Here is a 12,117-nt window from a genome sequence, read left to right as displayed (position 1 = left end):
GAACTCCAGGAGATCCCCCGGCGCGAGCCCGAGCGCGTGCTCGATCTCGCCCGGGGTGAGGCCGCGCAGGCCGTCCGCGAGGGACCGGGTGAGGTCGAACCAGTACCCGCGCAGCGTCGACTCGCTCACGAACAGCTCCCGCGCGACCTGCGCGTAGCTCAGGCCGCGGGCACGGCCGTGCAGGATCTGGCGCTGGCGCTCGCTCAGCACGGTGATGCAGTCGCGCCGCACGAGGACTTCGAGGATGCCGACGACCTGCTGCGGGACGACCGTGCCGCCGGCGGCCACGTCGAGGAAGAGCTCCTCCGCCCGGGCGCGCGGCAGCGCCTTGGAGACGATGCCGCTCGCGCCGGCCGCCACGCAGGCCGCCAGGACGAACCGGCGCTCCTCCTGGCTGTAGACGCAGACGCGGTAGCCGCGCCGGGTCAGCGTGCGGATCGCGGCGACGCCCTGGCGGGCGTCGGGCTGCTGCTCCAGGTTGGCCAGGTGCAGGTCGAGCAGGACGAGGTCCACCGCCGGGCTCCGCCGCACCAGCTCCTCCACCGTCGCGACCGCCGCCACCACGTCGAGTCCGGGCATGAGCGGGCCGATCGACTCGCGGATCAGCGAGGCGTCGTCGACGACCGCCACCGCGGGCCTCGCCGCGGGCCTCACGGCGCGTCCGCGAAGGCGGCCCGTACGGTCGGCCGTCCCGGCCCCGGCGGACCCGCGTCCGGTCCCGGGCGCGACCGCACGGTCACGGTCGTCCCCTCCCCCGCGGCGGACGCGATCGCGACGGCGAGTCCCCGCCGCCGCAGCTCGCCGACGACCACCTCGCGCAGCCCGACCCCGGCCGTCACCGCCGCCGGGTCGAACCCGACACCGTCGTCGTGCACGGTCAGCGTCCAGGCCCCCTCCGGCCCCGGCGCGTCGAGGTGGACGACGACCTCGCACGCGCGCGCGTGCACGCGGACGTTCAGCAGCAGGCTCCCGAGCGCGCGCTCCAGGGCCTCCGCCTGCGCGGCCGGTATCCGCAGTCCGGTGCCGAGATCCAGCGAGGCGACCACGTTCAGGTCGGCGAACCGTTCGCAGACCCGCCTGACCACCGGGACAAGACCGGCCGTGGACCCCTCGCCGTCAGCGGCACACGCCTCCGTGCCGCGCAGATAGGAGCGCATCCGCCGCAGCTCCACCTCGGCCTGGCCGACGAGCCGGGCCCGCGAGACGTCGTCGCCCTGCTCGGTCAGCAGACGCATCACGGCGACGCCGTTGTGCATCATCACCTGCGCCCGCCGCTCCTCCTCGCGCCGCGCCAGTTCGGCGGCACGCGCGCGCGAGGCGTCGGCGTCACGCGCGATGCGGCGGGTGTACCCGAAGAACATGCGGGCGACCAGCGCGTACACGACGTAGGTCAGGACGTTGCCGACGGCGGTCGAGATCATCTCGCTCCCGACGTCGCCGCCGAGGTAGACCACGTACGAGAGGGAGACGGCGAGCAGACCGCCCGCCCAGACGGCGAGGCCGCGCACCCCGCCGGCGGTGATGATGACGGACAGCGCGTACCCCGGCTGGAACGCGGTCCAGGTGCCGAAGCGGTCCCAGGGCGCGAGCACCAGGGGGCCGAGGACGAGCAGGGCGCAGGCCAGCGCGAAGTCGAGCACCGCCACGGTCGTGCCCAGCGGCCGGCGGCGTACCAGCGTCACCACGCTCACCGCGACCGACGCGAGGGCGGCGGCGCCCCAGCACGCGAGGTAGGCGGCGTCGTGCGGCGCGCGCGCCGCCCCGAGCTGCACGGCGGGAACCATCTGCGCGACGGTCCCCAGCCTGACCCCCGCGGTGAAGTACGAGAAGGCCCGCTCGACGCCGGCCTTGGTCGTGGGCAGCTCCGCGACCCGCCACAGCCCGCTCAGACTTCTCATCGTCCCCCTCGGCTCCGGATCAGCCCGCCGACCCGCAACGATGAAGATAGTTGAGCGGCATGCCGATGGGCAGGGCCTCGGAAGAGGCCCTGCCGTTGACGGAGTGCGAAGAGTCGGAGAAGTCCGAAGGGTCGGGGACGTCAGACGAGCTTGGCCAGCGCCGCCCAGGTGAAGTCCCCCGGGAGGCCGTCGACCGGGCCCCCGTAACCGCCGAGCTTGGCCATGCGCTGGAGCCCCATGTTCGTGTTCTTGCCGGCCACTCCGTCGATCGGGCCGGTGTACCCGAAGCCGGTGAACAGCGTCTGCAGGCCCCTCCACGAGTTGACGCCCAGCGCGCCGTCGGCCGGTCCCGTGTAGCCGCCGAGCTTGGCGATCCGCTGCATCGCCGCGTACGTGTTCGTGCCCGGGAGGCCGTCGACCAGACCGCCGTAGCCGAAGCGCTTGCAGACGGTCTGCACGCCCTTCCACGAGTTGGTGCCCATCACGCCGTCGACGATGCCGCCGTAACCGCCCCGCTGGGCCAGGCGCTGGAGCCCCTTGTACGTGTTCGTGCCGGGCACGCCGTCGAGGGGGCCGGTGTAGCCGTAGCCGGTGACCACGTACTGCACGCCGATCCAGGTGTTCGTCCCCGGCACGCCGTCCAGGGGCCCCGCGTAGCCGCCGGCGCCGGCGATCTTCTGGAGCGTCAGCCCCTCGCCCTGGGCGGGGGGCGTACCCCCGCCACCGCCGCCGACGACGGAGAGCGGATTGATCCGGGAGCCGCTGGGGTTGTAGATGTGCCAGTGCAGGTGCGGGCCGGTCGAGTTGCCCGCGCCGGGGGCGCCCACGGCTCCGCCGGAGTACCCGACGACCGTCCCGGCGGCCACGGAGGCGCCGTTGGACAGCCGGAACTGCGACAGGTGCATGTACTGACTGCGGTAGCCCTCGGCGTGGTAGATGGTGACGGTGTGGCCGCCGGTGCCGTTGTCGTAGATGTTCTCGATCGTTCCGGCGCCGCAGGCGGGCAGCGCGGTCCCGACGGCCATGCCGTAGTCGATGCCGTTGTGGTTCGGCGGGTCCCACGGGCCGGTGACGGCATACGCCTGGAAGGGGTTGTAGAGCGCGGGGACGGCGTACGCGCTCGTGGGCAGCACGAGCCCGCCGACGGTCAGCGCGCCGCCTCCCACCACCGCGCCGCGCAGCAGCGTGCGGCGGCTGACGCCCGCCGGGGTCCGGGGGACGTCATGGTCGCCGCCGCAGCGGTGCGGCCGTGCCTCGTTCTCGGTCAACGCTTCTCCCTGAGGTCGTCCGGTCGTCCATCGATGTGCTCGGGAGGAAGATCACGAGCCCGCTCATCCCATCGGGGCGCCCGGGGACCGACAACCCAACGAATCCGCGGAGTCGAGCCCCCGGTTCCGCGCTTTCGTTGGGTTGTCGGCGCGGGACCCGCCGGGTGATCTTGCCCTTCCGATGATCCGGCGGATTCCAGGAGGTCAGGTGCCCGAGTGGGTTGATGGCGAAGGGCGGGGGCCGTCCCGGCGGTCCCTCCTGCGGACGGCCGGCGCGCTGCTGCCGGCACTGGTCCTGGGGGTGGGCGGCGCGGCCGGTACGGGTACGGCGCGTGCGGCCACGGCGGCGGCACCGCAAGGGAGGTTCTCGTCTCCCGCATACGGCTGGACGGCTTCGGAAGCGGGGACGGCCGCGTCCGGAGTGGTGTTCACGCTCACCGGACCGGACGGCAGGCCGCTGCCCGGCCGGCGCGTCCGCTTCTCCCTGAGCGCGTTCCACACGGTCCGCCCGAGCCTCTGGTTCGAGGCGGCCGCGGCACCCAAGGGGGGCAAGTCCCCCGAGCGGTACGGGTACATGGACCTCGACACGGACGCGCGGGGCCGGGTCACCCTCGACTCCCGGCTGCGGCACGGAGCCGTACCGACCGGCGCGGCGGGCCTCGAACTGCGCGCCCAACTGGTGGGCACCGAGACCCTCCTCGCCACCTCCCGCCTGTCCGTTTCCGACCCGAGGAGCACGCGTTGACGAGAACGGTCGCCGGGGCGGAGCAGTGGGCCCGCCAGCACACGACCGACGGCGGTCCCTCCGGCTTCGACAACGGCTACAACTGGGCCGAGATGTGCCAGTCCCTGATGTTCCGGGCCTGCGACCTGAGCGACTCGCGCGGGACGGCGTACGACGCGTGGGTGGCGTCCGGCGAGGGGCACGACGACTGGTCGGCGGCCCCGCGCGGGGCCTTCCACTGGTGGGCGAACCCGGGGCGGCTCAGGCCCGGCCACGTGGCCCTCGACCTCGACGGCGGCGGCACCCGCTGCCTGATGGCGTCGAGCGCCCTGTCGGGCGGTGAGGACTTCGCCCCCGGCGGCTACCGCATCGGCACCCAGTCCATCGCCCGGTACAACTCGCTCACCGGCCTCGACTACCTGGGCTGGACGCTGGACAACGTCGGTGCGCGGATGGCCGACCTCGGCACCCCGGGCCCCGGTGGCGGCAGCGGCTCGTACACCCTGACCACGGCCGACCAGAAGGTCCTGCAGACGCTCGCGCAGCGCGGCGGCTACACGGGCCCGGTCGACGGCGCGATCGGCGTCAACGGCTGGCAGTGCGTCCAGACCGCCGTCCGCGGCTACGGCTACTCGGGCCCGATCGACGGCCTGCCCGGCACGAACACGTACAAGGCCGTGCAGGAACTCGCCAGGGACGGCGGCTATAGCGGGCCGATCGACGGCGTCCTCGGCCCGAACACGATCCTCGGCGTCTCGCGCTGGCTCGCCGCCCACCCGCAGACCACCACCCCGCCGGCGCCGGGTCCCGCGCCCACGCCGTCGCCGACGGACCCGGTGTACGGGATCGACGTCGGCACCAGCCAGGCGAACCTGGACTTCCTGGCCGCGCGCAGCGCCGGATTCCGCTTCTGCGTGGTGAAGTGCGGCGGTTCCAACGACGGCACCCACCAGCCCTACACCGCGCCCCACTACGTCCAGCAGGTCGACGCGGCCCGGGCGGCCGGATTCCTGGTCGGCCACTACTGGATGACGGGCTGGGGAGCGGCGTCCACCGACGCCGAGTACTTCCTCGCCCGGCTGCGGGACTACCGCCCCGGCGAGCCGCTGATGGTCGACGTCGAGGGCGTCGACCAGAGCCCGGTGTGGACGGACGCGCAGACGGCGCAGTTCATCGACATCGTGAAGGCCCGTCTCGGCACGACCCCGTTCCTCTACACGTACTCCTCGCTGCTCCAGTCGAAGTCCTGGCCGCTGACCATCGCGACGGGCGCGAAGCTGTGGATCGCGGACTACGGCGTCGCGGCGGGCAGCCCGCGGATCGGCACGGCGTATCCGAGCTGGGCGATCCACCAGTTCAGTGACGAAGGGTCCGTCAAGGGCGTCGCCGTCGACATGAACCAGGCGAAGCCGGACGCCTTCGGGACGGCGGTCCTGCCGCCCCCGGGCGCGAACCCGGTCCCCGGCGGGACGCCGGCCATCCCGCTCGCCGACGGCGTGACCCTCCAGAAGATCGCGCAGTTCGGCGGGTACACGGGCCCGATCGACGGGGTCCTCGGGCCGAACGGCTGGAAGGGCGTCCAGACCCTCCTCACCCGGCTGGCGCTGTACACCGGTCCGGTCGACGGAGCCCCGGGCACGAACACGTACAAGGGCCTCCAGCAGCTCGCCCAGCGCGGCGGCTACACGGGCCCGGTCGACGGGATCATGGGCCCGAACACGTACGCCGGGCTGCGGAACTACCTCGCGCAGGCGGGCGGGACCGCGAGCGTGACGATCTCGACGGCGGACGCCAAGACGCTCCAGCAGGTGGCGCAGCGCGGCGGCTACACGGGCCCGGTGGACGGCGCCATGGGTGTGAACAACTGGAAGGGCGTCCAGACGGTCCTCGCGCAGGGCTACTACAGCGGCCCGGTCGACGGGGTCCCGGGCCCGGAGACGTACAAGGGCATCCAGCGCCTCGCCGCCGACTACGGCTACACGGGTCCGATCGACGGCGTGCCCGGCACGAACACCTTCGCGGGCCTCCGGACGTACCTGAGCGTGACGGGCAGCGGCCCGGGCCCGATCTCGGTGGCGAACGGAACGATCCTGCAGAAGATCGCCAAGGGCGGCGGCTACGAGGGCCCGATCGACGGCGTCATGGGCGTGAACAGCTGGAAGGGCGTCCAGACGGTCGTCCGGGGCTACGGCTACACCGGCCCGCTCGACGGGGCGCCCGGCACGAACACGTACAAGGGGCTCCAGACCCTGGCGACGGCCGGCGGCTATGCGGGCGTGATCGACGGCGTCATGGGCGTGAACTCGTGGAAGGGCGTCCAGACCGTGATGCGCCGCTTCGGCTACGGGGGTCCGATCGACGGGCTCCCGGCGACGAACACGTACGCGGCGATGCAGCGGATGGCGGCCTTCGGCGGCTACACGGGCCCGGTGGACGGCGTCCTCGGCTCGTACAGCTGGGCCGCCGTCCAGACGTGCCTGCGCGGCTGGAGCTACTCGGGCCTGATCGACGGGATCCCCGGCCAGGGGACGTACGTGGCGGTCCAGCGCCTGGCCCAGACGGGCGGCTACGCGGGCCCGCTGGACGGGGTGCCGAGCACGAACACGTACGCGGCACTGAACACCCTGGTCACCTGAGCCGACTCAGGTGACCAGGTGGGGGGGGATCCTCTTCGCCCATGACCCTCAGGCGTCGAGGACCTGCCCCTCCCTCTTCACGACGGGCGGCTCGACCGACCAGGGGAAGTTGATCCACTCGTCGGTCTTCTTCCACACGTACTCGCACTTCACCAGGGAGTGCGACTTCTCGTAGATGACCGCGGAACGGACCTCGGCGACGTGGTCGACGCAGAAGTCGTGGACCAGCTTGAGCGTCTTGCCGGTGTCGGCGACGTCGTCGGTGATCAGGACCTTCTTGTCGGAGAAGTCGATCGCGTCGGGCACGGGCGCCAGCATGACCGGCATCTCCAGGGTGGTGCCCACGCCGGTGTAGAACTCCACGTTCACGAGGTGGATGTTCTTGCAGTCGAGCGCGTAGGCGAGACCGCCGGCGACGAAGACGCCACCGCGGGCGATGGAGAGGACGATGTCGGGCTCGTAGCCGTCGTCGGCGATGGTCTGCGCCAGCTCGCGGACCGCGGCCCCGAAGCCCTCGTACGTCAGGTTCTCGCGTACCTCACTCATGCCTGCGACCGCCTCACACCTGGGTCCGATGGAAGTTCATGAACGAACGGGAGGCCGTCGGCCCCCGCTGTCCCTGGTACCGCGAGCCGTACCGCTCGCTCCCGTACGGGAACTCGGCGGGCGAGCTCAGCCGGAACATGCACAGCTGCCCGATCTTCATCCCCGGCCAGAGCTTGATCGGCAGGGTGGCGAGGTTCGACAGCTCCAGGGTCACGTGCCCCGAGAAGCCGGGGTCGATGAACCCGGCCGTCGAGTGCGTCACGAGCCCCAGCCGCCCCAGAGAACTCTTCCCCTCCAGGCGCGACGCGATGTCGTCCGGGAGGGTGATGACCTCGTAGGTCGACGCGAGCACGAACTCGCCCGGGTGCAGGATGAACGCCTCGTCGCCCTCCGGCTCGACCTCGCGCGTCAGGTCCAGCTGCTCGACGGCGGGGTCGATGTGCGGGTAGCGGTGGTTCTCGAACACCCGGAAGAAGCGGTCAAGCCTCACGTCGATGCTCGAGGGCTGCACCATGGATTCGTCGTACGGGTCGATGCGCACCCGTCCGGCATCGATCTCGGCCCGGATGTCCTTGTCTGAGAGAAGCACGCCCCCACGATACGCAGGGGGCGCGGACCTGCCCCAATCGGCAGCCGTCCGCGCCCCGGCATCCTCGGCTCAGCGCCGCCCGATCTCCACGGGCACCGCATGCCGCAACCGCGCACACCGCGGACACCGGATCAGCCGCCCGGGCCCGATCCGCGCCGCCCCGAGCTGCTGAAGCGGAAACGACGCGGTACTGAACACGTGCCCCTCGGCACAGCGGACGACAGTGCGCTCCATGGAACCCATCAAGTCCCTTCCCCTACCCATGCGGTGGACGAGACAGCCACATTAGGGGATCAACGGGACACCCTCCACGCGGCACTCCGCACACACCGATGTCCGAGCTTCGCGCTCGGTGACCCATGGGGTAGAGTGTGCAACGATGCGGCCTTGATCAATCAGGCCGCTGCGCGGATGTAGTTTAATGGTAGAACATGAGCTTCCCAAGCTTATAGCGCGGGTTCGATTCCCGTCATCCGCTCTTGAATGAAGCCCCAGGTCAGCGACCTGGGGCTTCGTCGTTGTCTAGACCTGTCTAAGCGTCTTGCACCACCTCTGCACCACCTGCCACTTTTTCCTGCTGCTCACGGGCCTTCTCCCGGGCCGCCTGCACCATCCGGTCAAGCCCCCCGGCCACCTCCTTCTGCCGTTCGTGGTCGGAGTGCTGATAGATCAGGGCCGCCTTCTCGGTCGACTGCCCAGCGCGAACCATCGTGTCCTTGAGCGTCGCCCCCGACCGGGTCGAGAGCGTGTGCCCCGTGTGCCGGAGGTCGTAGAACCGAAAGTCGGTCGGCATGCCCACCGCCAAGCGGGCCCGCTTCCACTTCCGCCCGAAGGTGGAGCGCCGGAACGCAGCCCCCTTCTCCCCTACGAACAGCAGCCCCTCCGGCCCCTTCTCCGCGTACCAATCCATATGGCGCTGGAGGTCCGTCCGCAGGAACTCCGGCAGGACGACCATCCGCTTCCCCGCCTCTGACTTCGTCGGTCCCTCCGCACGACGCCCCGTGGCCAACTCCGGCGCGGCCTTTCGGACGACGATGGTGACGTTGTCGACGTCGACGTCCTTGCGGCGAAGCTCCGCCTGCTCCTCCGGACGCAGGGGCCCGTACGCGCCGAGGTAGACCATCAGGCGCCATCGGATGCCAACCGCTTCGGCGAGGGCGTCGACCTGTTCCACGGTGGCGACCTGCCCGGACTTGGACACCTCCTTACCGGCGCCCCTGATGCGGCAGGGGTTCCGGCGGATGAGTTCGTCGTCCACGGCCGTCTCCAGGATCGCCTTCAGCAGGCGGTACGACTTAGCCACGGTCGTCGCGGCCCCCGTGCTGTCGAGCCGCTCCATCCGCCACTCACGCACCCGGGGCGGGGTGATCTCGTCGAGGTCCCACTCACCCAAGCTGGGCAGGAGGTGCAACCGGAGGAGGCGTACGTACAGCTCCTCCGTCAGCGGCGCGACGCCGCGTTCGGCCACCCACTTGGTGGCGTACTCCTCGAAGTTCACCGCGCCGGCGTCCGGGTCCCGCCAGTCCTTACGCGTGATGTCGGCCTCGATCTGAGACAGCCATACCTCCGCTTCGGTCTTGGTCTCGAACGTGTCGGGGGCGCGACGGCGCTCCCCCGTCGGGTCGATGTAGGACGCGGTCCAACGCCCGGAGCGGTACTGCCTCACCGCTCCGAAGCGGCGCATGGTCATCGCCTTCTTGGATGCCCTCTTGCTCATCATGCAGCCCTCCGCATCCGACGGCGGGGCTGGACGGGCTCGACGGTGTGGGACTCGATGAACAGGGCCACGGCGCTCTCCGGGATGCGCACGTGACGGCCGACCTTCACGAAGCGGATGCGTCGCTCGGAGACGAGACGGCGGGGGAATCGCTCGGTGGTACCGAGCAGTTCGGCCACCTGCGGGACGGACAGGTACCTCTCGTCGAGCGGCGAGGGGACAGACGGGGTGGGCACGGCAGTCAACCGGCGCCCGACGCGAGCAGCGTTGCTCATCAGACGTGTCTCCTTGGCGTGACGCCGGGGGCTCTATGGCCCCCTTCTGGGAAGTCCGCTACATCTGCTACATCCGCTACATCGCAGGTCAGCGGGTGTTTTTGTGTAGCGGATGAGGGTCGATGTAGCGGCTACGCGCCGAACCGGGAGCTGATCGCGTAGCCGCTACATCAGGGGCTTGCCGCTACATCCGCACCCCCTGTGACCTGGGGTGTAGCGGATGTAGCGGATGTAGCGCTTATGCCGGGGCGGGGGAGGGGCAGTAGCGGGCCCAGGCGTCGGCGAGGTCGGAGGCGTAGTAGCCCTTGAGGACTCCGCCGGCGGTGCGGATGTTGCGGGCGATGACGGGGGTGTTGTCCACGGTCATGTACTCGCGGAGCATCTTGGACAGGCCCCGGGAGTCGAGCGGCCGGCCGTTCATGTCGGCCCAGGGGGCGTCGTCGAGGGCGTTGAGCCGGTCGATGATGGCGACGGTGGGCAGGCGGTCGATGCCGATCAGGACGTGGTCGCGCAGGTCGGTGAGCAGGCGGATGCCGATGCTGCCCTTGTCGTCGATCTGGGAGGCGTTGACCAGTTCCACGCACGCGGCGCGGGCGCGCTCGGGCCACTCTCCACCGGCGGCGTCGGCGATGGCGAGGAGCGGCTCCCATACGTCGGCCGGGCGGTCGGTGACCCCGTCGGGCATCTCCGGCCACGCCTCACGGACGCGGTCGCGGACCTGGTCGGCCCAGGTGGCGAGCTTGTCGCGCAGGCCGTGACCCTCCTTCTGGTGGATTCGCTGGCGGTAGGACTCGACCTTCTCGTTGCGGGCGCGGCGGCGCATGCGGACGATGACGGACCGGGTCAGGACGGTGTCGGGCAGGGAGCCGAGTCCGGCCATGGCCACGGCGCAGTAGGAGTCGAAGACCTGCGCGTTCTGGTTCGAGCCGTCTCCGACGCACCGCAGCGCGCCGCCGATCCGGCGGTATCCGGCGTTCAGGAAGCCACGCAGGGACTCATCCGCGTTGGCCTTCGGCCCGAAGATGGTGTCGACCTCGTCGAAGAGGACGGTGGGCAGGCCCTCGGAGGAGCCGACGAGCCGGTACAGGGCGTTCGCGGACGCCGAGACGGTGCTGACGGCCCGGGGCGTGAGCAGCTCGATGATCTCCAGGGCGCGGGACTTGCCGGAGCCGGGCTCGGGGGAGAGGAACGCGATCCGGGGCGTGGTCTCGAAGCACTCGATCAGGTGGGCGTGGGCGTCCCACAGGACCACGGCGACGTAGGCGGCCTCCCGGGGGAAGACGTTGAACCGGCGGTGGAACGCCTCCACCTGGTTGAGCAGGGCGGCGCCGTCGATCGGCTGCTTGGTCATGCGGCTTCCCCTTGGGTCAAGAGCGGGCGGAGACGGTCGGCGGAGTGCGGGTCAGAGCCAGAGGGGACGCCGTTGGCGACGACCATTCGGGCGCCCAACGCCTGCCATGGCCAGGGCTGTTCGGCGGCCTCAGGCACGCGCAGGATCAGTCGGCTCTTAGAAGGAGCGGGGTGGGGGCGCCTCATGCCGCACTCCGGGTGCCGGCGGGATTGTGGGCGATGGACCAGTCGAGGCCACGGGTGATGACGTCGTCGTAGTAGCGCTGGGACTGGGTCGCGTTGCCCGCCGCCGCCCTACTAAGAGCCTCCTGGACGTCCTGACGGGCAAGGTCGCCGGACGCGACCAGCCGCCCCAGAGCGCGTGCGGCGGCCAGCAGGGTGGCGTTGCGGGTGCCGTCGGCAGCGCGGGCGACGTTGTCGACCTCGCCCCGCAGCGCGGCTGCGGCGTAGCGGGACGCCCGGACGCTCAGGGTCGCCGGGGGTGCCGTAGTGGCCCGGACGGGCTTGGGGCGGACCGTGAGCGCGTCCAGGACCCACACCGGCAGCGGCGCCGGAGGGCGGTCGTCCAGGACCTCGTAGGTGCCGTCCGCCGTGGTGCTGCCGGGGGCGACGACGTAGCCACCCCACCCCCGGGTGTCGATGTGCCTGCCGAGCCGCCCAGCGGTGTTGCCGAGCCGCTGCCCGGCGGGCTGGGTGAAGTAGAGGTGCATCCCGCCGCGCGCGGTCCGCACTCGGTGGGTGAGGGGGACGGCCTGCCCGGCGCGCTCGCAGAGCGCTTCGAAAAGAGCGACGCCGTCAGGCGTTCCCTTCTCGTCGGTTGCCTTGAGGGTGTCCAGGTCGACCACGAGCAGTCCGCTCGGGCCGGTGGCGATGCCGATGTTGTACGGGGCGTGCGTCCACGCGGCGGCGAGCAGGTCGACGTCCGTGGTCGCGCGCTGTTCGGGGGTCTTGTGCCCGTCCTCGCACCGGCCAGTTCGGGGGCAGCGGGAGGACGCGTGCCCGGCCGGCCGCTTGTCGCGGGGGCGGAGGGGGAAGACATGCCAGCCGCGTTCGGCGGCCGCGACCGCATGGGCGAGCAGACCCAGGCCCGACAGGTCGATCATGGGCAGGGAGG

The 12,117-nt window shown here is 71.4% G+C and carries 10 protein-coding genes, 1 tRNA gene and 1 pseudogene; 3 read left to right on the top strand and 9 right to left on the bottom strand.

The features are described 5' to 3' along the window. The 3 genes from ACFCY7_RS28825 to ACFCY7_RS28815 all read right to left on the bottom strand — a co-directional run. The coding region (locus tag ACFCY7_RS28825) for a response regulator (protein ID WP_376488978.1) at positions 1–654 on the bottom strand (654 nt) is incomplete at its 3' end. Beyond that, positions 651–1,898 carry an ATP-binding protein gene (locus ACFCY7_RS28820; protein ID WP_376488977.1) on the bottom strand — a complete coding sequence of 416 codons (1,248 nt, stop codon included), beginning with the start codon at positions 1,896–1,898 and terminating at the stop codon, positions 651–653. The genes ACFCY7_RS28820 and ACFCY7_RS28825, both read right to left, overlap by 4 nt. Before the next feature lie 140 nt (positions 1,899–2,038). After that, positions 2,039–3,166 (bottom strand): peptidoglycan DD-metalloendopeptidase family protein, encoded by a 1,128-nt coding sequence (locus ACFCY7_RS28815; protein ID WP_376488976.1) that lies wholly within the window; start codon positions 3,164–3,166, stop codon positions 2,039–2,041. Positions 3,167–3,374: 208 nt separating this feature from the next. On the opposite strand from ACFCY7_RS28815, the gene ACFCY7_RS28810 reads away from it, so the two are divergent. Beyond that, entirely contained in the window at positions 3,375–3,911 is a 537-nt protein-coding gene (locus ACFCY7_RS28810) for a hypothetical protein (RefSeq protein WP_376488975.1), read from the top strand. Further along, positions 3,908–6,526 (top strand): GH25 family lysozyme, encoded by a 2,619-nt coding sequence (locus ACFCY7_RS28805; protein ID WP_376488974.1) that lies wholly within the window; start codon positions 3,908–3,910, stop codon positions 6,524–6,526. Before ACFCY7_RS28810 ends, ACFCY7_RS28805 begins: the two co-directional genes overlap by 4 nt. A gap of 48 nt (positions 6,527–6,574) precedes the next feature. Here the strand turns inward: ACFCY7_RS28805 and ACFCY7_RS28800 are convergent, their stop codons facing one another. Then, complete coding sequence (locus ACFCY7_RS28800) at positions 6,575–7,072, bottom strand: phosphoribosyltransferase (RefSeq protein WP_017240229.1); 498 nt, start codon at positions 7,070–7,072, stop codon at positions 6,575–6,577. A 13-nt stretch (positions 7,073–7,085) separates the two neighbouring features. After that, positions 7,086–7,661, bottom strand: a complete 576-nt coding sequence (dcd, locus tag ACFCY7_RS28795; RefSeq protein ID WP_017240230.1) for a dCTP deaminase — start codon at positions 7,659–7,661, stop codon at positions 7,086–7,088. A gap of 407 nt (positions 7,662–8,068) precedes the next feature. Here dcd and ACFCY7_RS28790 point away from each other — a divergent pair. Next, a tRNA-Gly gene (locus tag ACFCY7_RS28790) sits at positions 8,069–8,139 on the top strand. Positions 8,140–8,193: 54 nt separating this feature from the next. On the opposite strand, the gene ACFCY7_RS28785 is transcribed toward ACFCY7_RS28790, so the two are convergent. From ACFCY7_RS28785 to ACFCY7_RS28770, 4 genes and pseudogenes are all read right to left on the bottom strand, one after another. Continuing rightward, positions 8,194–9,381, bottom strand: a complete 1,188-nt coding sequence (locus tag ACFCY7_RS28785) for a tyrosine-type recombinase/integrase (RefSeq protein WP_376488973.1) — start codon at positions 9,379–9,381, stop codon at positions 8,194–8,196. Next, a complete protein-coding gene (locus ACFCY7_RS28780; protein ID WP_376488981.1) occupies positions 9,378–9,614 on the bottom strand; it encodes an excisionase family DNA-binding protein in 237 nt (78 codons plus the stop codon). Before ACFCY7_RS28780 ends, ACFCY7_RS28785 begins: the two co-directional genes overlap by 4 nt. Positions 9,615–9,823: 209 nt before the next feature. Continuing rightward, positions 9,824–11,004: pseudogene (locus ACFCY7_RS28775) on the bottom strand (DUF3631 domain-containing protein). 181 nt (positions 11,005–11,185) lie between these two features. Further along, positions 11,186–12,106: a bifunctional DNA primase/polymerase gene (locus tag ACFCY7_RS28770; RefSeq protein WP_376488980.1), complete on the bottom strand. Its 921-nt coding sequence runs from the start codon at positions 12,104–12,106 to the stop codon at positions 11,186–11,188. Positions 12,107–12,117 lie beyond the last annotated feature (11 nt).

Source organism: Streptomyces sp. NPDC056361, assembly GCF_042262805.1.
Taxonomy (GTDB): Bacteria; Actinomycetota; Actinomycetes; order Streptomycetales; family Streptomycetaceae; genus Streptomyces.
The sequence above is the reverse complement of the archived record's forward strand: the minus strand, read 5'-3'. Positions and strand labels throughout refer to the sequence as shown.

Excerpts from the sequence above, each read along its gene's own strand:
- ACFCY7_RS28800 (WP_017240229.1), bottom strand. The coding sequence starts at position 7,072 with ATGAGTGAGGTACGCGAGAACCTGACGTACGAGGGCTTCGGGGCCGCG.
- ACFCY7_RS28820 (WP_376488977.1), bottom strand. The coding sequence starts at position 1,898 with ATGAGAAGTCTGAGCGGGCTGTGGCGGGTCGCGGAGCTGCCCACGACC.
- ACFCY7_RS28770 (WP_376488980.1), bottom strand. The coding sequence starts at position 12,106 with ATGATCGACCTGTCGGGCCTGGGTCTGCTCGCCCATGCGGTCGCGGCC.
- ACFCY7_RS28785 (WP_376488973.1), bottom strand. The coding sequence starts at position 9,381 with ATGATGAGCAAGAGGGCATCCAAGAAGGCGATGACCATGCGCCGCTTC.